This window comes from Bacillus sp. GbtcB10, from assembly GCF_019091365.1.
Taxonomy (GTDB): domain Bacteria; phylum Bacillota; class Bacilli; order Bacillales; family Bacillaceae; genus Bacillus; species Bacillus altitudinis.
In genome coordinates this window covers 115,346-137,735 of the sequence record NZ_JAGXJP010000004.1, presented here as the reverse complement: position 1 = coordinate 137,735, position 22,390 = coordinate 115,346, and the positions used below count along the sequence as shown (strand labels likewise).

Genomic DNA, 22,390 nt, shown 5'->3' with positions numbered 1-22,390 from the left:
ATTATTCCCCCCTACTTAATAAAAGATAAATTATTTCTTAATAATATCTATGTATCTATTATAGCAGTTTAATATGTATCTTAAACCGTCTCATTACCATTTTTCAAATAATATATTTGAGTCAAATTGTTAGTACCTTCTAATACATATATATAAACAAAAAAGTGAGATTCCAAAAGAATCCTCACTTTTTTTAAAATGTTTTTTCAATCAAATATTTCTTTGTTTAAAATTAACTGCGCCACACACTCCACATGACTCGTATGCGGAAACATATCCACAGGCTGCACTTCCTCCGTCACATACCCACCATCTTCAAGAATACGCAAATCACGAGCTAGCGTCCCAGGATTACAGGATACATACACAACACGGTTTGGTTTCATCTTTAAAATCGTATCAAGCAGTGCTTCATCACAGCCTTTTCTTGGCGGATCGACAACGAGAGTGTCTGCTTTAATGCCTTCTTTGTACCAGTTTGGGATGACGGTTTCTGCTTCACCGACTGCGAATTCGACGTTTTTAATTCCGTTTAAGGCAGCGTTGCGTTTTGCATCTTCAATTGCTTCTGGGACAATTTCTACGCCATATACTCTGCCTGCTTTTTGTGCGAGAAATAAGGAAATCGTACCGATTCCGCAATACGCATCGATCACGGTTTCTTCTCCTTGCAGCTCGGCATATTCAAGGGCTTTGTCATAAAGAACCTTTGTTTGAGTTGGATTCACTTGATAAAACGAGCGAGCTGAAATGGCAAATTTGATGTCGCCAATCATGTCATAAATGTATTCTTCGCCCCATAAAACGGTTGTTTCGTCTCCGAAAATAACATTTGTTTTCTTTGAATTCACGTTTTGCACAATTGACCGAACGTGTGGGAGGCGTGCTATAATCTGCTCAATCACCTGTTGCTTTTGCGGAAAATCAGCCGTTCTTGTGACAAACACAACCATCATTTCACCTGTTGCAATGCCGTAGCGAACCATGACATGACGCAGCCAGCCTTTATGCCGCTCTTCGTTATATGCTTTTATGCCAAACGCATTGCAGATGTCTTTTACTGCCTGTACCACTTCGTCATTTTCTGATTGCTGGATCAAGCATTTTTCCATATCAATGATTTCATGGGTACGCTGCTGATAAAATCCTGCAACAAGTCCGCCTTCTCGTTCACCAACAGGTACTTGTGCTTTGTTTCGGTAATTCCAAGGGTCTTCCATGCCGAGTACAGGATGAACTTTTACACGGCTCATATCAAGCTTACCGATCCGCTCCAATACGTCCTTTACTTGTTTCTGTTTAAAAAGCAGCTGACCTTCATAGCTCATGTGCTGAATTTGACAGCCTCCGCACTGCTTATAGATAGGACATGGCGCATCTTGCCTGTGCTGACTTTCCTTTGTCAGCTCCATGAGTCGTCCAAAAGCAAATCCTTTTTTGACACGTGTGACTTTGATTTTCCCTTGTTCGTCAGGAAGGGCATTCGGTACAAACACAGGGAAACCCTCGATTTTCGCTACTCCTGCACCTTCGTGCGTTAAATCTTCGAAGGTTACATTGTAGTATTCATTTTTTTGAACAGGCGGTTTCATTTTCACCAATTTTATCACCTCATTTGCAAAGAAAAACTTGGTCGCCATAAGGAACCAAGTTCAATCTTCACCCTATTTTTTCAGCTGTTGCTTTTGGCACAATAAATTCAATGTGGCGATACAGGTTTTCAAATTCACCTGGCAGCATGCCGCCGTATTCACCATCTAAATTTAATTGCATTTTATCTTTTACATCTACCTTTACGCGATTCGCTTTTACGTAGATGACATTGTTATCATGAATATGCTCGCCTCGAAGTGCAAGGCTGACCACTCGAATGGCTTCTGCTAGATTGACCTTCTTTAGAATAATCAGGTCAAACATACCGTCATCTAAAATAGAATCTGGTGCCAGCTTTTCAAAGCCGCCTACTGAGTTTGTTAGTGAAACAAGAAACAGCATGATTTCTCCATGAAACAATTTGCCGTCATATTCAATTTCGACTTCTGTCGGGCGAATGGAAGGAAGCATCTCCATACCTTTCAAATAATACGCAAGTTGTCCTAGCATGGTTTTCAGCTTACTAGGCACTTCATAGGTCAGCTCTGTTAATCGGCCGCCTCCCGCAATATTAATGAAATACTGTCCATTCACTTTACCAATATCAAGCGGCTTTGCTACACCATCAATGATGGCATCTGTCGCTTTTAAAATATCTTCTCTTGGAATGCCAAGTGCTCTTGCGAAGTCATTGGTCGTTCCAACTGGAATGATTCCTAATTTTGGTCTTTTTTCAAGCGGCGCTAATCCGTTGACGACTTCATTAATCGTGCCGTCTCCACCAGCTGCTACAATTAAATCAAAGTCTCTCTGTGCGGCTTTTTCGGCTGCTTGTGTTGCATCTCCTGCACATGTCGTCGCATGACAAGATGTTTCATAGCCAGCCTGTTCAAATTTTTGCAAAACCTGCGGTAAATTCTTCTTAAAGAGTTCACGTCCAGATGTCGGATTGTATATAATTCGAGCACGTTTCATTCATCATCATCCTATTATCATTATGCAATCTATTTTCACCACTAACAACCTTTAATTATACTATGAGATTTGAAAATGGCAACAGAACAACCCCCTAATATTTGAAATCTCACGGTACGTTTCCCTCAGCAGATCAGCATTCTGATAAGATAAAAGAAAACGATGAAAAGGATGGTATGCCATGAAAAAGCCTGTCTATTTCAACCATGACGGCGGTGTTGATGATCTCGTGTCCTTATTTCTGCTTCTTCAAATGGAACACCTGAAAGTGATCGGGACGTCTGTGATTCCTGCTGATTGTTATTTAGAGCCTGCGCTGAGCGCTTCTCAGAAAATTATTGATCGATTTAGCCCATATGAGATTGAAGTAGCCGCTTCTAATTCTAGAGGTGTCAATCCATTTCCAAAGGAATGGCGTATGCATGCTTTTTATGTAGATGCCCTGCCGATTTTAAATGAAAAAGGCGCTGTTGATACAAAAGTATCTAAGCTTCCTGCACATCTTCACCTGATTGAAACGGTGAAAAAGTCAACAGAACCTGTTACCCTGCTCTTTACAGGACCGCTCACAGACCTTGCACGCGCCTTAGAAGAAGATCCTTCCATCTCAAATAAAATTGAGAAACTGGTGTGGATGGGTGGCACATTCCTTGAAAAAGGCAATGTCGAAGAACCCGAGCATGATGGAACAGCAGAATGGAATGCTTTTTGGGACCCTTATGCTGTGAGCACCGTATTTCAAGAACGTTTTCCAATTGAAATGGTCGTACTGGAAAGCACGAATCAAGTCCCGCTCACACTCGATGTCCCTCAACGCTGGGCTTCCCTTCGCTCTCACATCGGGATTGACTTTATCGGACAATGTTATGCCTTTTGTCCGCCTCTCATTCATCACGAAACAAACTCGACTTACTACTTATGGGATGTGCTGACAACCATCACTCTTGCTTCTACCTCATTTACCCGTTCAAAAGAAATGAATGCAATTGTTTATACTGAAACACCAAGACAAGGACGTACCGAAGAACATCCAGATGGAAAGACGATTCATGTCATTGACCACGTCGATCGGGAGGCCTTTTTCGAGGCCTTTGAAGAGCTTATGAGAAAAGCGGTTTGTCAGATTTCATCATAAAAAAGCCCCGCTCATTAGCGGGGCTTCCTCTTACTCTTCTTCAGCGTACTTTTTCTTACGTCTAAACTTGCTTAAGATTTCATACACGATTGGCACGATGACCAATGTGAGAAGTGTAGAACTTGTTAAACCGCCAATAACGGTGACGCCAAGTCCTTTTGATACGATCTGACTTCCGCCTTCAAAACCTAATGCGAGTGGCAGCAATGCACCAATTGTCGCAAGTGCCGTCATTAAGATTGGGCGTAATCTTGTTGTACCTGCTTCAAGTAAAGCTTCTCTTGTTGAAAGGCCTTCTTTTTCTTTATGAATCACTCGGTCAATCAAGACAATGGCATTTGTTACAACGATTCCGATTAGCATCAGCAATCCAATCATGGCATTTAAACTGATGGTTTCTTTCGCTACAAACAATCCAACGAGTGCACCAATAACTGTAAATGGAAGTGAGAACAGAATCGCAAATGGTGCAAGACCTCCGCCAAATGTAATGACGAGAACGAGGTATACAATCGCAATCGCTGCAAGCATTGCGAGTCCTAGCTGTGTAAAGGATTCCTCAATATCCGCACTTACACCGCCTGTATCAATCGTAACGCCAGATTTCAAATCAAGCTTGTCAACTTTCTTCTGGACATCTTGTGTCACACTTGATACGTCGTCTGTTGTCATGTCACCAGATACTTCAGCATAAATCTTCCCATCACGCTTTGTCACAGTGTTTGCTGTTGTGCCATCTTTCACTTTCACCACATCGCCAATTCGGACTTGTTGTCCTGTTGGTGTTGTGATCTTTTTATTCTCTAGATCTTTTTTACTCTTGTATTCATCTTTTTCCGTTTGAAGCTTCACATCTAGTTCTTTGCCGTCCTCTGTTACTTTCGTCAACGTTGTTTCATTACTTTGAGGAGCGATCGCCTGTGCGATTTGTGAAGCGGTTAAGCCTAGTTTCGCCAGTTTTTCTTGATCTGCATTAAACGTATATTCGTCATATTTCTCAGATAAGCTTGTGCTGACGTTTTTCAAGTTCTTTTCATCTTTTAAAATGTTCTCGACATCTTTGACTGTGCCTTCAATATCACTTGCTTTGTCACCGTACACATAGTACGTCACTGTATTGCTTGCGCCAGCAGATGAGAAGTCTTGTGATTTCCATTCCCCTTTAGACGTTTTGTCTTGAAGGGCTTTAACCATACGATCTTTTTCTTTATCAAAGTTCGGTGTGTCCTCGTCGTATTGTACGAAGAATAATGCACCGTTAGAGTTTCCGCCAACACTTGCTGTCATTGCATTTGAAGAGCCTAATGAATATTGAACCGTATTGACATGATCACGTTTCATTAAGTAATCTTCTGCCTTTTTCGTTTCAGCAATGGCTTGTTCTCTTGTTTGTCCAGGCTCTGGCGTGTATGTCACCATTGCCGTTTTTTCTGCTTCCTGTGGTAAGAAGCTGACACCGACAAGTGGTGCGAGGAATAAGCTTCCGACCAGCATCAGAATCGCAATTCCTGACGTGATCCATTTATGGTTCAATGTCCAATTGAGTACACGTCTATAACCACCAGCAAGTTTGCTTGGTTTGTGTTCTTTCACCTTTTTCGCTTTGCCATACAGGTTCTTTCTAAATAGGCTGTGAGCCATCATTGGAACGATTGTAATGGCGACAAGTAGTGAAGCCATTAGAGCAAACACAATGGTTAATGCAAACGGGATGAATAGTTCACCAATCATTCCACCCACTAGCGCTAATGGCAAGAATACCGCAATTGTGACAATCGTCGAAGACATAATCGGAATAAACATTTCTTTTGTGGCTTCTCTAACGAGTGCTTTGCCTTTTAACGGTTCATCTTTTAACGCCATTCGTCGATAGATGTTTTCTATGACAACAATCGAGTCATCGACAACACGCCCAATGGCGACTGTCATGGCACCAAGTGTCATGATATTTAATGTGATATCTAGCTGATTTAATAATAAAACAGCAATCAACAGGGATAACGGAATAGAGATGACCGAAATTAATGTTGATTTGATATCTCGAAGGAACAACATGATGATAATGATCGCAAAGATTGCTCCGATGATCGCCTTGTTCAGCATTGTGCTGACAGATTCTTTAATCGGCTCTGCTTGATCATATGTCGTGCTGACTTTGATTCCTTTATTGTCTTTTTTGAATGTATCAAGTTCTTTTGTGACTGCTTCTGCTACACTCACTGTGTTGGCATCAGAGCCTTTGACAATTTGCAAACCGATACTATCTTTTCCGTTCGTTCTAGAAATCGATTCTGCATCTTTCACGACTTTAATATCTGCTATCTCAGAAAGTTTGATTGTCGGCAGTTCTACAGATTGACCGCTTGCTGCACCAGTTTGTTGCTGAGCTGCTGCTGCTTGCTGCTGACTTGCACTTCCCGCCTGTTGATCAGCACCTTGAGCTCCTGCATTTTCTGAGCCGCTAGAAGACGCTCCAGCTCCTGCGCTTCCCGCACCGCCGCTTGCACTTGGTGTGACAGGAATTCGCATGTTTTTCAAATCTTTAACACTTAAAATATTGCCATCCACTACGACTGATTTTTGCTTGTTGCCAAATGTGTATAACCCTAAAGGTACATTGACATCAGAGCCTTTGATCATGTTTTGGACAGTTTCTTCATCTAAACCATATTCCTTCAATTTCTTTTGTTTAAAAGAAAATTCTACTTCTTTGATTTGTTGTCCAGAAGCTTCGACAGACGAGACACCCTCTAAGCTTTGAAGAGAAGGAATAAGATCATTTTCCACTTTTTGTGTCAGGTCTTGTAATGATTCTTTATCACCGGAGACACTTAGAGCTAAGATTGGAATCGCATTGATGCTAAAACGTGTGATTTTTGGTTTTTCTGCATTTTCTGGAAAATTGATATTGCTAATGGCATCTTCAATTTCCTTCTTTGCTTCATCCATATCTTTATTGTAATCGTACTCGATTTGAATCGATGAGGCATTTTCAAAAGAATTAGAAGTGACCACATTCACCCCATTGAGATTTTGTATCGACTTCTCAATTGGATCTGTCACCTTATCTGATACTTCGTCCGGCGTTGCGCCAGGATACGTTGTAGAAACCGTAATGACTGGAGTGTTGATATTCGGGATTGATTCTTGTTTCATATTCAATCCGGCATATAGACCAGCAACTGTTACGATAATCGTCATGAGCCATACAGCGAACTTGTTCTTTAATACAAAATTGATGATCGAATTCATTATGTCCTCCATTTTCCTTTATGTATTGACTGACTGGTCATTCTATATCATAATAAACGGTGATATACAATGCCGTCAACCATTTCACTTGCGTTTGACGTAACATTCTAAAGCTGAAGGGGCCTTATTTCATGAACGAAAAAAAAGAAAAAATCATTAAAGCAAGCATTCAGTTGTTTGCGAAAAAAGGTTTTTCTTCTACGACCATTCAGGAAATTGCAGATGAATGCGGAATTTCTAAAGGTGCATTTTATTTGCATTTCAAATCAAAAGAACAGCTTTTCAACAGAGCGTTTGAATATTATATCGACACGTCTATGCAAAGTATTGAAAAGATTCGAAAAGAAAATCAACATCTTGCGCCTAGAGATATCTTTCAGAAACAAATCGCTGAACAGTTCCAGCACTTTGCTGAGAACAAGGATTTTATCATTTTGATCCTCAGCGAGAACATTATTCCGGAAAACCAGCAAATTAAAAAGTATTCCAAAACGGTTAAAAAACAGATGAATGATGAAATCCAAATTTCTATTTTGACCACGTATGGACAGGAGATCGAACCATATATAACTGACCTGTCAGTCATGATTCAAGGAATCATCCAATCTTATGTGCAGGTACTGCTTTTACAAGATCAGATGCAATTATCATGTGATGAGCTCTCATCCTTTATTCTCGATCGATTTGATGATTTGGTTCATGGGCTTCTTCGTTCTCATGCGAAGCCGATTCTGAAGCAAAACATTTGGGATGATGAAGCGCCAAATGCCGCTACTCTTCAAGAAGAGCTTCGATTGTTAAAATCTGAGCATCTGCTTTCGGATGATACCCTTGTATCCATTGAAGTTATTGAAGAAGAATTGGCCAAAAATGAGCCTCGCAAGCCGGTCATTCAAGGGATGCTGACAAATTTAGAAACGTGTGAGGACTCCGCTGTCCAAAGAGCTGTGGAACAATTGAAGCTATTCCTCCAATGACAATACGTGGCGATGTTCACTTTAGTTCACCTTTATCCCCTTCGAATATGTGCTAAAGCTTATGCTTCATTATAAAAAAAGAACCCATGAATTGATATACGGCGGTGGTCTGAATCTGTGATAAGACCCTGTCATATCCATCAACAAAAAAACCGCCTCAATGAAGAGGCGGTTTTTGCGATTTATCGTTTTTTAATTTCTTCAAGAAGAATCTTGTTGACCATCGGTGGGTTTGCTTGTCCCTTCGATGCTTTCATGATTTGTCCGACTAAGAAACCAATTGCGCGGTCTTTTCCATTTTTGAAGTCTTCAATGGATTGCGGGTTGTTATCAAGAGCTTCTGTGACAAGTTTGAGCAGTGCACCTTCGTCAGAAATTTGGACAAGTCCTTTTTCTTTGACGATTGTTTCTGCGTCGCCCCCATTTTCGATAAGCTCTTTGAATACCTTTTTGGCAATCTTAGAAGAAATCGTTCCTTTTTCGATAAGCTTGATCATGCCAGCCAGTCCTTGCGGCGTTAGCTTCGTATCTTCCAGCTCTTTTTGGGCCGAGTTTAAGTACGCAGATACTTCACCCATGAGCCAGTTTGATGCTTGCTTCGCTTCTGCACCTTCTGAAATGGTCGCTTCAAAGAAATCAGACATTTCTTTTGTCAGCGTCAGTACCATTGCGTCATATGCAGGAAGTCCTAGTTCATCAATGTAGCGTTTGCGGCGCTCGTCTGGAAGCTCTGGAATGGATGCTCTTACACGTTCTTTCCACTCGTCATCAATATACAGCTCCACCAAATCTGGTTCTGGGAAGTAACGGTAATCATCAGAACCTTCTTTGACACGCATGAGGATCGTCTTTTTAGACGCCTCGTCATAGCGGCGAGTTTCTTGTTCGATCAAGCCGCCAGAAAGCAATACTTGCTCTTGACGTTTTTCTTCAAACTCAAGACCTTTTTGGACGAAAGCAAATGAGTTTAAGTTCTTCAGCTCTGTTTTTGTTCCAAACTCTTCACGACCGATTGGACGAAGAGAAATGTTGGCATCACAACGTAGTGAGCCTTCTTCCATCTTACAGTCAGAAACGCCTGTATATTGAATAATGGATTTTAATTTTTCTAAGTAAGCATACGCTTCTTCTGGCGTACGAATGTCAGGCTCAGATACGATTTCAACAAGTGGTGTACCTTGACGGTTGAAATCGACGAGTGAATAACCGTCGCCTGTGTGCGTCAGTTTTCCTGCATCCTCTTCCAAATGAAGACGTGTAATACCAATTCGTTTTGTCTTGCCGGCTACTTCAATTTCAATCCAGCCGTTTTCACCGATCGGTTTATCAAATTGAGAAATTTGATACGCCTTTGGGTTATCAGGATAGAAATAGTTTTTACGGTCAAATTTTGTATCAGTTGCAATCTCACAGTTCAGTGCCATTGCTGCTTTCATCGCAAAGTTAACCGCTTCTTTGTTCAGCACAGGCAGTACGCCTGGATAACCAAGATCGATGACACTTGTTTGCGTATTGGCAGCCGCACCAAAAGGCGTCGGTGAGCTTGAGAAAATTTTTGATTGTGTTTTGAGCTCTACGTGGACTTCAAGTCCAATTACCGTTTCAAAGTTCATTCTGATTCACCCCTTACAGTTCAGGTTTTGCTTTATGATGATCTGTTGCTTGTTCGAAAGCGTGAGCCACGCGGTAAACGGTTCCTTCATCAAAGTGTTTACCGATGATTTGCAGTCCTAACGGAAGACCATTTGCAAATCCACAAGGCACACTGATTCCTGGGACGCCTGCAAGGTTAACAGGGATCGTTAAAATGTCGTTTGCATACATCGTCAGTGGATCGCTTGTCTTTTCACCAATGTTAAATGCCGGAGTTGGTGTTGTTGGTCCTACAATGACATCATACTTTTCAAAAACATCTTCAAAGTCTTTTTTGATCAGTGTACGGACTTTTTGCGCTTTTTTATAGTATGCATCGTAATATCCTGAGCTTAGAGCGAATGTGCCAAGCATGATGCGGCGTTTGACTTCGTCTCCAAAGCCTTCAGAACGGGTATTTTTATATAAATCAATCAGGTTGTCTGCATTGTCTGTACGGTAGCCATAGCGAATACCGTCAAAACGAGCAAGGTTTGCAGATGCTTCTGAAGATGAAAGCAAGTAGTAAGTCGCAAGCGCATATTTAGAATGCGGAAGAGATACTTCTTCCCATGTGGCACCAAGTCCTTCTAATACTTTCAACGCTTGAAGAACAGACTCTTTTGCTTCTTCGCCAACACCTTCGCCAAGATATTCTTTTGGCACAGCGATTTTCAAGCCTTTGATGTCGCCAGTTAATGAAGAAAGAAAATCTGGGACATCGACATTTGCACTCGTTGCGTCCATTTGATCAACACCAGAAATCGCTTGAAGAACATATGCATTGTCCTCAACATTACGCGTAATCGGCCCAATTTGATCTAATGATGAAGCAAATGCGATTAAACCGTATCTAGATACACGGCCATACGTTGGTTTAAGACCAACAACACCACAGAATGATGCCGGCTGACGAATGGAGCCGCCTGTATCTGATCCAAGAGAGAATGGTACTTCTCCAGCTGCAACAGATGCTGCTGATCCACCACTTGACCCACCTGGAACTGTGTTTAAATTCCACGGGTTTTTCGTTGCTTTGAAGCCCGAGTTCTCCGTAGAAGATCCCATCGCAAATTCGTCCATGTTTAATTTACCGATTGTGACAGCTTCCGCTTCTCTTAAGCGGTTCACAACGGTTGCATCGTAAATAGGATCGAAGTTTTGCAAGATTTTACTTGATGCCGTTGTACGTAAATCTTTCGTCACGATGTTATCTTTGACACCGATCGGCATACCGAACAATAGACCAAGCTCGTCCTTTTCACCAACTGCCTCGTCCAATTCCTTTGCGTACGCACGTGCTTTCTCTTCGTCCAGCGCTAGGAATGCTTGTACTTTCCCGTCTACTTCATGGATTCGTTTATAAGACTCGTCCACTAAATCAGAAACAGACAGTTCCTTTTTATGTAAAAGCTCTTTTAATTCAGAAATTTTGTGGTCAAACAGTGACATGCCTCAGGCCTCCTTTAGTCCAAAATTGATGGCACACGAATATAGCCGTCTTTATGATCAGGCGCGTTTTTGATGACTGCCTCAATGGAAAGACCTTTATTCGGAACATCTTCTCTCATGACGTTTTTCATTTTTAATACGTGTGTTGTTGGTTCAACGTTTTCCGTATCTACCTCGTTTAACTGCTCTGCAAATGAAATGATGCTATCAAGCTGTTCTGTAAACATCTCAGCTTCTTCTTCTGTAATCGCAAGCCGTGCCAAATGCGCAACATGCTTTACTTCTTCTATTGAAATTCTTGACATGCAGGTTCACCTCCAAAAATGATACGTGTTCGTGGTCATGATCATAAGTCATATACACTTTATCATATCAAATTTTACTGTTCTAAAGCAACTTTACGAGGACGCCCAGAAAGGCTTTGTCCACTATTGTCTAAAATATTCATCAAGCTGACTTTTATTTTTCAGAAAATTTTTTCTTTTATTTAATTGAGTAAACGCTTACATATAGACGCTTATCACGCATACACGTATTTTTTTGTCTGATGAGGATGTTTAAGAAGGTTGATCACTTGGGAATACTCTGATAGGTTAAGTAACCATAGCAGTGAGCAGACAGTTCAATAGGCTGTTCTTTGTATATTTTGATTGAGGTGATGTCAAATTAATACGAAAAAGGTGATATGGAAACATGAGTATTGAGATTGTAATTTCTCTATCTATTTATTTTATTGGAATGCTTGCCATTGGCTGGTATGCATTCAGAAAAACAAACGACTTGAATGATTATATGTTAGGCGGACGCGGGTTAGGTCCTTATGTAACGGCTCTATCTGCTGGTGCAGCTGATATGAGTGGGTGGATGCTGATGGGGCTTCCAGGCGCTATGTATACAACCGGTCTTTCATCTGGATGGCTTGCTGTTGGTTTAATTAGTGGGGCTTACTTAAACTATCTATTCCTAGCGCCACGATTGAGATCATATACAGAAGTTGCTGATGATGCGATTACCATTCCAGACTTTTTTGACAAACGGTTTAAAGACTCATCTACTTTATTGAAAGCTGTCTCAGCTGTCATCATTATGATTTTCTTTACGCTTTACACCTCATCAGGTATGGTATCAGGCGGACGCTTATTTGAATCAGCGTTTGGTGCTCATTATATGTTTGGTTTAATCTTAACTTCTAGTATCGTGATTTTGTACACACTATTCGGCGGCTTTTTGGCAGTTAGTTTAACTGATTTTGTTCAAGGAGCTATTATGTTTTTAGCATTAGTGCTCGTGCCGATCGTTGCCTTTACTCAATTAGGTGGACCTGTTGCCACATTCAATGATATTCAACAGATTGACCCTAAATTGCTTGATATTTTTAGAGGAACGAGCGTCATTGGCATTATTTCCTTCCTCGCTTGGGGACTCGGTTACTTTGGACAGCCGCACATTATTGTTCGCTTTATGGCGATTACGACTGTAAAAGATTTAAAGCCAGCACGTCGTATCGGTATGAGCTGGATGATTGTGTCTGTCATTGGTTCACTATCTGTCGGTTTAGTCGGCGTGGCGTATGTTCATGAAACAAGCACCACTTTGGCAGACCCAGAAACCATCTTTATTGTGTTTTCTAAAGTGTTATTCCATCCATATATTACTGGATTTTTACTTTCTGCCATTTTAGCTGCAATTATGAGTTCAATTTCTTCTCAGCTGCTTGTCACTGCAAGTGCGATGACAGAGGATTTATACCGTACATTCTTTAGAAGAAAAGCCTCTGACAAAGAACTTGTGATGATTGGACGTATCTCTGTACTAGTCGTAGCGATTGTTGCCATTGGTCTCTCTCTAAACCCAAGTGATACCATTCTTGACCTTGTCGGTTATGCTTGGGCTGGATTTGGATCTTCATTCGGTCCCGTCATCTTGTTATGTCTATACTGGAAACGAATGAATCATCATGGCGCTTTAGCCGGAATGATTGTTGGGGCTGTTGTCGTTCTCGTTTGGATTTCAACAGGCTTAAACAACACGACTGGATTGTATGAAATGGTTCCTGGATTTATTTTAAGTGGTTTGACTGCTATTATTGTCAGCCTCTTAACAAATAAACCGTCTAAAGCTTCTAAAAAGCTGTTTAGCAAAATGGAAGACCATCTCGAAGAAGAAACAAAATAACCAGACATGAGGAGTCATCTGCATTATGCGGATGACTCTCTTTATTTTTCAATAAAATGCTTTTCTTTCTCCCGTTTCTGAATAAAATAGAAGTTGTGCAGCCATATGGGCTGTGAGAAGATCATATACATGATGTGAAACGTACATGAAGTGAAAGGAGCGATACGCATGTTTTGGACAATTGAATGGGATACGGTCTTAAAATTAGCCGTTGCCACCTTAATCGGTTTGATCATCGGTCTTGAACGCGAACTTAAGAAAAAGCCGCTTGGGCTGAAAACGTGTATTGTCATTGCTGTCAGCTCCTGCGTATTAACCATCATCAGCATTGATGCAGCCTACAATTTCCCTCGAGTCTCTAAGCTTCAAATGGACCCACTCAGGTTACCGGCGCAAATTATATCTGGTGTTGGTTTTATTGGAGCAGGTGTGATTCTTCGCAAAAGCAATGACGTCATCTCAGGTCTTACGACATCTGCGATGATTTGGGGAGCAGCAGGACTTGGGGTTGCAACAGGTGCAGGTTTTTATAAAGAAGCCTTCCTCAGTCTTTTCTTTATTCTTGTCAGTGTGGAATTTTTACCTTGGCTCTTCCAGCGGATTGGACCCATTCGCTTACAGGAAAAAGAAATCCGCATCAGAATGTCACTTTCTGATCGAAACCGCATGACAGAGATTTTAAAAGAAATGAAAGCACTCAATATTCGCATTCATTCTGTACGTATTGATGATTTAAAGGAAAAAGACTATCCGATCATGGAAGTACGTGTTCGCGTACATAAAGACCGCTATACAACCGATGTGTACTTTGATATTAAAGATTTAGAAGGCGTTGTTGGTGTGAAGTGTGATACGGTGTAGGATCAAAAGCCCCTTGCTATGTGAAACAGCAAGGGGCTTTTGATTTATGTTGTTAGCTGATGAAAGTCAAAAGGCGTAATTGGGGTTTTGTCCTCAATCTCCTTTCGAAAACGCGCCAGCATGGCACTTTCGTCAGCGCTTAGTGTTCGGAGATCAAATGCTTGATGTAAAAGCCCATAAATAAGCATATGACGCAGCAAAAGGAAATCTGGTATTGTCGCCAGCCATGCGTCATCAAGCTCATTCTCCTGTCGATAGCCTTTGAGAAAATGGCTCATAAATTCACCCGTAAATTCAGCTTTATCCTCATACGGAATCACCGGATACCAAAGAACGTTGTATAGCAAAATGCTCATATCGTTGATAAACCAGTGATACCCACAATCATCAAAATCAAATGCAATGATTTCTCCCTGATGATAGTGGAAGTTCCCGTGATGTAAATCCGCATGCACCAGTCCATAGACATCCTTGGATATTCGGAGCTGGTGAAGCTTTTGCATCAGTTCATCTTTTCGCTGCAACACAACCGTTTGATCAGAAGGAATATACGTTTCAAGCTTTAATTGCTCCTCCTCATACCACTCTTGACGCTTATAGCGAGGATCTTTCACTTGATATTGTTTAGTCGTTTGATGCATACGCCCTGTATAGGCTCCTAACGCTTGAAACAACTGTCCATTCCAATCTGCTTCGGTCACTTTTCTGCCAGGCGCCTTTTCGTACACTCTCAGCAAAAAAGCGCCTCCTGCTTGATCGGGAATCGCTTCAACATCTTTTCCTCTTGTGGATAAAACCGGTTTAGCTACTGAGATTCCATGTTGAGATAAATACCGAATCCAGTCCATTTCTCCTAAAATATATGTGCGAGAGCGGCGTATGGTATGGGTAATTTTCAATATATAACTCGACCCTTTTTCATCCGTATATTCATACACATAATTTTCTGCATCGGCTAGAAATGTGACCTGTTCTGGCTGAAAATGATAGAGTAGAGCCGCTTTCTTTAAGACCATTTGTTCATCGTATCGTGCTTTTACTTCTTTATGCATGCTGATTCTCCTTTTATCGTCTTTTTACTTATACATGACGGTAATCAGCATTTATAAGAGCATCAACATACCTGCCTTTCCTTTTGGTTTCCTCACATACTTTGACAAAAGTTGAAAAATTCCTCTAATTAGAAATAAAAAACCGCCAAAAGGCGGTTTTTATTTAGTCATATATATGGACCGTTGGTTCTTTATCTTCGGCATTTTTTGTGATGAGGGCTTCTTGCTGATCAGAAGAGGTGATGTTGATTTCTATATTGGTGCTCTTATAGTAATCCATGACTTCACCTGTTAAGTATTGCGTGAATGCCACGACTTCTGTTTTTCCGTAGAATTGCATTGGAATTTCTACTTTCATTTTTTGCAAGTTCCCGTTTTTATAGAAACCTTTGCCTACCACACCTGTGTAATTCGGGAAGTAGTCTTCTACCTTTGTCTTGAAGCGGTCGAATCGCTCTGAATCATCTTTATAGCTGCTCTTGGCATTATCTGAAGGGAAGAAGACATTCTCTTCTTTAATCGTATCCCAACTGCCAATATCAGCTGATCCTGCTTTTACATCGGTTTTAGCGATGAAGTTTCCTGGAACAATAGATGATTTTGGCGCTTGTTTATAAAGGGCAATCATGACCGGGACTTTTTGCAGTCCGTCCATTTGACGAAGTCGTTTAATGACTTGTTCCGCAATTTTTTCGCCCTCTGCTAAAAGTTTCTTTGAATTTTTCGATGAATCGATGGTCACCTCTTGCTGAGGATCCCCGATATTTTCGCGATAATAATAGACAGAGTTAAGCGCAAGACCGATGACAACCCCGCCAAGCTGTAAGCTATTTTTATCTTTTCTGATTAAGTAATTATGCTCTAGCATGGAAGCTAAGTAGATTGGACTATTTTCATTTTTTGACTTTGTTGAACCTGAGTTTGGAAGAGCAGGGTTTAAACCTAAGTTCTTAAAGTCTTTGTCTTCTTTTTCAGCTTTTTTCAGATCACTGCCTGTTTTTTTGCGGGCAAGCCAGCTGAGAACAGTATCTTCATCTAAATGCTGTCCTTCTTGGAACAGATAGTCGTTTGTATTGAATGATTCTGTTGCCAGGCGCATGAGTCCTGTTTCAAATTCATCAATGTCTAAGCGTGTATTGAGACGCTCTGCTGTTAGTCCTCTTGCCGCTCCTTGTTTAAACGGCAGCACCATTTTGTAATAGGAATCAGAGATGTTGTACATTGGGATGATCGCTGTTTCTTTTGTTTCATCCGTTTTTTGTGTGACCTCTTCCTCGTCCTTTCCCCCAAAAGGTGCACACGCTGACAATACCAGTGTGAGCATTGTCAGCAGCAATAGCAACTTTTTCAATAGAAAACACTCCTCTTATTTCTTTAGCTCCTCGAGCATTTTGGCTTCGTCCCAAATTTCAATATTGAGTTCTTCTGCCTTTGTCAGCTTACTTCCAGCTGCTTCGCCGGCAATCACTAAGTCTGTTTTTTTACTCACACTTCCTGCTAACTTGCCGCCTAATGCTTCGATCGCTGCCTTTGCATCATTTCGAGACATTTCTTCTAATTTCCCCGTCAGCACAATCGTTTTTCCTGCAAAGTAGGAATCACTTTCTTCTACTTTCACCGGTTTTGGCCCTGTGTAGGTCATATTGACACCAAGTTCTTTTAGTTCATTTAGCAGATCTAGTATTTCTTCTTTCTCAAAGTACGTGACGACTGCATCGGCCATTTTTTCACCAATTTCATCTACTTCAAGTAATTGTTCTTTCGTTGCTTGTTTTAACTGATCGATATCCTCAAAGTGCATGGCCAACGTCTTCGCTGCTTTAGAACCAATAAATCGAATACCAAGTCCAAATAATAACCGTTCAAGAGAGTTTTCTTTCGATTGCTCGATCGAACGCAGTAAGTTATCGACTGACTTTTCACCCATTCGTTCTAGCTGAATCAACTCTTCTTTTGTTAAACGGTAAAGGTCTGATACACGAGAGACAAGCTGTTCTTTGAAAAGTTGTGTAATGACTCGCTCGCCTAGCCCATCAATATTCATCGCATTACGAGACACAAAGTGAATGAGTCCTTCACGTATTTGGGCAGGGCATTGTGGATTGATGCACCGAAGCGCCACTTCTCCTTCAATTCTGACCAGCTCACTATGACACTCTGGACATTCAGTCGGCATGTGAAACGGCTTTTCTTCTCCTGTTCGCTGATCAACAAGGACCCCTGCAACCTCTGGGATAATATCGCCCGCTTTTTTGACAATCACTTGATCAAAAAGGCGGATATCCTTCTCTTTGATCAAATCTTCATTATGAAGAGAAGCACGCTGCACTGTCGTTCCTGCCACTTTTACAGGCTCAAGAATCGCTGTTGGGGTGATGACGCCAGTACGCCCCACACTTAGTTCAATATCAATCAGCTTCGTCACGACTTCTTCGGCCGGAAATTTGTACGCAACAGCCCAGCGTGGACTTTTTGCTGTGAAGCCTAGTTCTTCTTGCTGAGCCAATGAATTGACTTTAATGACAATGCCATCGATTTCGTATGAGAAATCAGCACGCTTTGTTTTCAGTGTTTCAATGAGGTCGATCACTTCTTCAATGGTTTGGCACATCCGTCTTTCTTTGTTCGTTTTAAAGCCAAGCTCATCGAGAAGATCAAGTCCTGCGCTTTGCGTTTCAACACCAATTTCATCAAGCTCCGCTATACTGTAGACGAAGATATCAAGGTTTCGTTTCGCTGCAATTTTCGTATCGAGCTGACGAAGTGAGCCAGCAGCCGCATTACGCGGGTTCGCAAACGGCTCTTCTTCGTTTTGTAATCTTTTTTCGTTAAGGGCTTCAAAAGAAGGTTTTGGCATAAATGCCTCGCCTCTCACTTCAATCGACAGAGGCCGATTGATTTTGAGCGGGATGGAACGAATGGTTTTGAGGTTCTCGGTAATATCCTCACCTGTTGTCCCATCACCCCGTGTGGCACCCCGGACAAACACGCCATTTTCATAACGGAGAGAAACAGCGAGTCCGTCAATTTTCAGCTCGACATTGTAAGCGACGTCGTCACCGACTGCTTGACGAACCCGGCGGTCAAAATCAAGAAGGTCCTGTTCATGAAACGCATTGCCGAGACTGAGCATCGGTGTACCGTGACGTACTTTTTGGAAGGCGTCTAAAACAGCACCTCCTACTCTTTGTGAGGGTGAATCCGCTGCTTTTAAATCAGGGTATTCTTCCTCCAGAGAGATCAGCTCACGCATCCGCGCATCATATTCAGCGTCAGGAACACTTGGACGATCCAGTGTGTGATATTCGTAGTTGTATTGATTCAAAATCTGGTGTAGTTCCTCGATCCGGCGTTTCGCTGCTTCTTTATCCATCTGCTTCTTCCTTTCACTTCATCCGTTTTGTCAGTCCTATCAGTTTATTGCTTTTCGATTGGCGCAAATGCGGCAAGGAGACGCTTAATGCCTGTAGGGCTTGGGAAGGCAATATCAAGCTCTGTGCTATCTCCACTACCTTTTACACTCACAACCGTACCAACGCCCCATTTTTTATGAGCGGCTTTATCACCGACAGCCCAGCCAATGCTGCCGCCGCCTGTGTTTTGAATGGTTTGCGTTTGGGGACGTGAGACAGGCCCTCGTCTTTGCGGTTTTTCTCTCGTCTGGCCAAACGGTGTTTTCGTTTCTTTTTTCTCATTTAGGTTGTCCAATAAATCAGCTGGTATTTCTCTGATAAATCGTGATTCCAGATTCATGTTCGTCCGGCCGAAGAGTGTTCTCATCTTCGCACTTGATAAATAAAGCTCTTCTTCGGCCCGTGTGATCCCCACGTAAGCGAGACGGCGCTCTTCTTCCATCTCGGCATCTTCCATTAATGAACGGCTGTGCGGGAAGACGCCTTCTTCCAATCCCATTAAGAACACAACAGGGAATTCAAGTCCTTTTGCTGCGTGAAGCGTCATTAAAATGACCGCATCCTGATCTTCTTCCTCAGCCTCATCCAGCTTATCAATGTCTGCGACGAGGGCGAGGTCTGTCAGGAAGGTGACAAGTGATTTATCTTCATTTTGTTCTTCAAAGTTTTTAGTGACCGATAGAAACTCGTCAATATTTTCTAAACGGCTTTGTGCTTCAATCGTTTTTTCGATCTTCAGTGCTTCACGATAGCCTGTTTTCTCTAGGATCTCTTCCGTTAATTCTGTGACAGATAAATAATCCTGCATATTTGTCATTTGATCAATGAGCTGTTTGAACTCATCAAGTGCATTGGCTGCTCTTGCACTGAGTCCAATGAAATCCACCTGACCAAGGGCTTCAAACATAGAGAGATCATTCATTTCTGCGTATGCGGCAATTTTATCAACAGAAGTCGCCCCAATTCCACGCTTTGGTACGTTGACAATGCGCGCAAAACTAATGTCGTCATCTGGATTTGCCACAAGGCGTAAGTATGCCAAAATGTCCTTGATCTCTTTTCTGTCATAGAACTTCGTGCCGCCGACGATGTTGTATTGAATGTTCGCCTTCATTAACGTTTCCTCTATGACACGTGACTGAGCGTTCGTTCGATAGAGGATCGCAAAATCAGATAACTTACGCTTGCCGCTCTGATGAAGCTGACGAATCTTGCCAGCGACAAATTGACCTTCACCGAATTCATTATCTGCGCGGTAATAGGCAATCTTCGCTCCTTCGTCATTTTCTGTCCAAAGGTTTTTTGGCTTACGGTTTGAATTGTTTTGAATGACCGTGTTTGCGGCATTCAGAATACGTTTAGTCGATCTGTAATTTTGCTCAAGCAAAATCACTTCACTAGACGGATAATCTTTTTCAAAGGAAAGAATGTTTGTAATATCAGCTCCACGCCAGCGGTAGATGGACTGATCCGAGTCACCGACCACACATATATTTTGAAAACGCTGAGCGAGCAATTTCACAAGCATGTACTGCGCTCTGTTTGTATCCTGATACTCATCGACATGAATGTATTGGAATTTTCGCTGATAGTGTTCTAATACTTCAGGGATCCGCTCAAACAGACGAATCGTCATCATAATAAGATCATCAAAATCGAGTGATTGGTTCTTGAGTAATCGTTTTTGATAATCTGTGTAGACGTCGCTGACCACTTGATCATAGAAATCACCAGCAGTTTTAGCGTATTCCTCTGCATCAATGAGTTCGTTTTTTGCACTACTGATTGAACCTAAAATGCTACGTGGATCAAACTTTTTAGGATCGATATTTCGTTCTTTTAAAATGTTTTTAATGACTGAAAGCTGGTCAGATGTGTCTAATATAGAAAAGTTGCGATTCACACCAATACGGTCAATATCGCGTCGTAAAATGCGTACACACATGCTGTGGAACGTAGAAATCCAAATGTCATCCGCACCAGGCCCTAAAATGGCTTGTACACGCTCACGCATTTCTCTTGCTGCTTTATTTGTAAAAGTAATCGCTAAAATGTTCCACGGCGCCACATGCTTTTCTGCCATTAAATACGCAATTCGATGCGTGAGCACTCGTGTTTTTCCACTACCTGCTCCTGCCATCAGTAGCAGCGGCCCGTCTGTTGCTTTGACCGCTTCTTTCTGCGCGTCATTCAGCCCTTCTAATAGATGATTCGATATTTCATTCATTTCATTCACCGCCAATTCGAACTTATGTTCTATTTTAACCCGTTTCGTCTTGTTTGACTATGATGACTTTTTCACTGCGTCGACTGTCTTTAACGCTTCTTTAAAATTGTCATAAATGACGTTCCCCACGACGACAACGTCTGCATGCTGTGCAAAGTCTTTCGCCTGCTCTTCGCTTTCAATACCGCCGCCATAAAATAGAACCGTTTCATGTAGCACTGCTTTGGTTTCTTTCACAAGCTCTATGTCTCCAAGCGTCCCGCTGTATTCTAAGTAAAAGATGGGTAGTTTCATCAAGTGCTCTGCCACTCTCGCATATGCCCTTACGTCATCTATATCCAGTGCCGTATTTGCCTCTGTCAGCTTAGCCGCTTTACACTCTTCGTTTAAGATGACATATCCTTCCGGCACAATCTCTTCCATTGACATCAAATCACCGTATTCCTTCATCGCATCCTTATGCAGACCAACAATCCAATCAGGATGAGCGCTGTTTAACACAGTGGGGATAAAATACAGGTCAAAGCCAGGCACAATCATCTCATGTGTCGAGATTTCAAGGACACATGGCACAAGAAAGCGGCGCACCTTTGACATCAGTTGCAGCACGTTGTCTTCTGTCACGTTGTCACTGCCGCCAATTAAAATGGCATCCGTACCGGATTCACAAATTGCTTCAAGTTGTTCATCGGAAATCTCTTTATTTGGATCGAGTTTAAAGACATGCTTCCACTCGGTAACATCATACATGAAAAACGTTCCTCCATTCGTTTCATTCCATTTAAATATTATAACAAAATCAGACACCGCAAAAAATGGGTAACCTCCTTCAGCTAAAAGTTTCATTCTTTTGAAAATAGTCGATTTTCATTTTAGGCGAGGTGAATGATTCAAGAGGCGCTGAGGGAGATAAATAGATCGATGCTGAACTGAAATGAGAGCTACTTCATCTCATCACATGATATTATACATGAAAGGAACATTTTACTATCGACCAAGCAGGTGAATGATTTGAAAAGAACCATCACATATGATCAAACGATCGGCATTGGATATATCTATCTCATCCCGCCTCGAATCGGGACAATCAAAGAAACCATTGAATTAGACGTGAATGAATGTGTGAACGTAGACATCGACAAAGAGGGCCGAGTGGCTGGGCTGGAGTTATTTGCAGAAGAAGCCAAGGTGTTGAAACTCACACCCGTTTATGAGGACGAGCTTTCGTTACGTTTTACGGATCAGGAAGTTCTCTCAACCTATCATTTATCGGGCATTGAATTTCTTTTCTCGACGCCTGATCACGAAGGGTTGATCGGTTTTACGCTTGTCGATCCTCTTCGATATCACATCAAAAAAAAGACAAGAAAAAACCGTTTTGAATGGTCAAAACGGTTTTTCTAAACTATTGTCTCACTTCATTAAAATAATGAACAGATGTCATGGCCCCTTCATCGACCATCTTGTTGTCTTGAATATCTAACGGATCAGGGTGACCAGCTTTTTCAGGAACCTTTTCATCTGAGCGGAACATGCTTGCCCATTTTTTGAGATGCTGTTTATTTTTCACTGCTAATAACACGGCACCACCAACCCCTAATCCTGCAAGTACATACGCATTCGGACGCTTATTCATGTATGTTCCC

The 22,390-nt window shown here is 41.7% G+C and carries 17 protein-coding genes; 5 read left to right on the top strand and 12 right to left on the bottom strand.

Annotation, left to right across the window (positions count from 1 at the left end; translation table 11 throughout):
- Positions 1-206 precede the first annotated feature (206 nt).
- A complete protein-coding gene (gene rlmD, locus KVT11_RS15625; RefSeq protein ID WP_217609069.1) occupies positions 207-1,598 on the bottom strand; it encodes a 23S rRNA (uracil(1939)-C(5))-methyltransferase RlmD in 1,392 nt (463 codons plus the stop codon).
- Between the two features lie 61 nt (positions 1,599-1,659).
- Complete coding sequence (locus KVT11_RS15620; RefSeq protein ID WP_217609068.1) at positions 1,660-2,568, bottom strand: diacylglycerol kinase; 909 nt, start codon at positions 2,566-2,568, stop codon at positions 1,660-1,662.
- 181 nt (positions 2,569-2,749) lie between these two features.
- On the opposite strand from KVT11_RS15620, the gene KVT11_RS15615 reads away from it, so the two are divergent.
- Positions 2,750-3,703, top strand: coding sequence for a nucleoside hydrolase (locus tag KVT11_RS15615; RefSeq protein WP_213406480.1), 954 nt, complete (start codon positions 2,750-2,752; stop codon positions 3,701-3,703).
- A gap of 30 nt (positions 3,704-3,733) precedes the next feature.
- Here the strand turns inward: KVT11_RS15615 and KVT11_RS15610 are convergent, their stop codons facing one another.
- Positions 3,734-6,955 carry an efflux RND transporter permease subunit gene (locus KVT11_RS15610; RefSeq protein ID WP_035391423.1) on the bottom strand — a complete coding sequence of 1,074 codons (3,222 nt, stop codon included), beginning with the start codon at positions 6,953-6,955 and terminating at the stop codon, positions 3,734-3,736.
- Between the two features lie 131 nt (positions 6,956-7,086).
- On the opposite strand from KVT11_RS15610, the gene KVT11_RS15605 reads away from it, so the two are divergent.
- Positions 7,087-7,932: a TetR/AcrR family transcriptional regulator gene (locus tag KVT11_RS15605; protein WP_116307594.1), complete on the top strand. Its 846-nt coding sequence runs from the start codon at positions 7,087-7,089 to the stop codon at positions 7,930-7,932.
- Between the two features lie 182 nt (positions 7,933-8,114).
- On the opposite strand, the gene gatB is transcribed toward KVT11_RS15605, so the two are convergent.
- Genes gatB through gatC form a run of 3 tightly spaced genes read right to left on the bottom strand, consistent with a single transcriptional unit; the run spans position 8,115 to position 11,321 of the window.
- The gene (gatB, locus tag KVT11_RS15600; protein ID WP_116307592.1) at positions 8,115-9,545 is read right to left on the bottom strand and encodes an Asp-tRNA(Asn)/Glu-tRNA(Gln) amidotransferase subunit GatB; all 1,431 of its coding nucleotides are present in this window, start codon (positions 9,543-9,545) and stop codon (positions 8,115-8,117) included.
- A gap of 13 nt (positions 9,546-9,558) precedes the next feature.
- Positions 9,559-11,016: an Asp-tRNA(Asn)/Glu-tRNA(Gln) amidotransferase subunit GatA gene (gatA, locus tag KVT11_RS15595; protein ID WP_007496857.1), complete on the bottom strand. Its 1,458-nt coding sequence runs from the start codon at positions 11,014-11,016 to the stop codon at positions 9,559-9,561.
- Positions 11,017-11,030: 14 nt separating this feature from the next.
- Positions 11,031-11,321 carry an Asp-tRNA(Asn)/Glu-tRNA(Gln) amidotransferase subunit GatC gene (gene gatC / locus KVT11_RS15590; protein ID WP_003213898.1) on the bottom strand — a complete coding sequence of 97 codons (291 nt, stop codon included), beginning with the start codon at positions 11,319-11,321 and terminating at the stop codon, positions 11,031-11,033.
- Positions 11,322-11,709: 388 nt separating this feature from the next.
- Between gatC and putP the strand changes: the two genes are divergently transcribed.
- Positions 11,710-13,191 (top strand): sodium/proline symporter PutP, encoded by a 1,482-nt coding sequence (gene putP / locus KVT11_RS15585; RefSeq protein WP_039168534.1) that lies wholly within the window; start codon positions 11,710-11,712, stop codon positions 13,189-13,191.
- 168 nt (positions 13,192-13,359) lie between these two features.
- Complete coding sequence (locus KVT11_RS15580) at positions 13,360-14,052, top strand: MgtC/SapB family protein (RefSeq protein WP_008344247.1); 693 nt, start codon at positions 13,360-13,362, stop codon at positions 14,050-14,052.
- Positions 14,053-14,096: 44 nt separating this feature from the next.
- Here the strand turns inward: KVT11_RS15580 and KVT11_RS15575 are convergent, their stop codons facing one another.
- The 5 genes from KVT11_RS15575 to pcrB all read right to left on the bottom strand — a co-directional run bounded on the left by KVT11_RS15575 (position 14,097) and on the right by pcrB (position 21,494).
- A complete protein-coding gene (locus KVT11_RS15575) occupies positions 14,097-15,104 on the bottom strand; it encodes a phosphotransferase enzyme family protein (RefSeq protein ID WP_217609067.1) in 1,008 nt (335 codons plus the stop codon).
- Between the two features lie 163 nt (positions 15,105-15,267).
- The gene (locus KVT11_RS15570) at positions 15,268-16,455 is read right to left on the bottom strand and encodes a CamS family sex pheromone protein (protein ID WP_008344253.1); all 1,188 of its coding nucleotides are present in this window, start codon (positions 16,453-16,455) and stop codon (positions 15,268-15,270) included.
- 15 nt (positions 16,456-16,470) lie between these two features.
- Positions 16,471-18,477: an NAD-dependent DNA ligase LigA gene (gene ligA / locus KVT11_RS15565; protein WP_007496867.1), complete on the bottom strand. Its 2,007-nt coding sequence runs from the start codon at positions 18,475-18,477 to the stop codon at positions 16,471-16,473.
- A 44-nt stretch (positions 18,478-18,521) separates the two neighbouring features.
- On the bottom strand, positions 18,522-20,744 hold the full coding sequence (pcrA, locus tag KVT11_RS15560) for a DNA helicase PcrA (RefSeq protein ID WP_217609066.1): 2,223 nt from the start codon (positions 20,742-20,744) through the stop codon (positions 18,522-18,524).
- A gap of 57 nt (positions 20,745-20,801) precedes the next feature.
- On the bottom strand, positions 20,802-21,494 hold the full coding sequence (gene pcrB / locus KVT11_RS15555; RefSeq protein ID WP_008344257.1) for a heptaprenylglyceryl phosphate synthase: 693 nt from the start codon (positions 21,492-21,494) through the stop codon (positions 20,802-20,804).
- Between the two features lie 252 nt (positions 21,495-21,746).
- Here pcrB and KVT11_RS15550 point away from each other — a divergent pair, with 252 nt between their 5' ends.
- Positions 21,747-22,148, top strand: a complete 402-nt coding sequence (locus KVT11_RS15550) for a DUF2283 domain-containing protein (protein ID WP_223255673.1) — start codon at positions 21,747-21,749, stop codon at positions 22,146-22,148.
- Position 22,149: 1 nt separating this feature from the next.
- Here KVT11_RS15550 and KVT11_RS15545 read toward each other — a convergent pair whose 3' ends face one another.
- Positions 22,150-22,380, bottom strand: coding sequence for a hypothetical protein (locus KVT11_RS15545; RefSeq protein ID WP_017366762.1), 231 nt, complete (start codon positions 22,378-22,380; stop codon positions 22,150-22,152).
- Between the last annotated feature and the right edge of the window lie 10 nt (positions 22,381-22,390).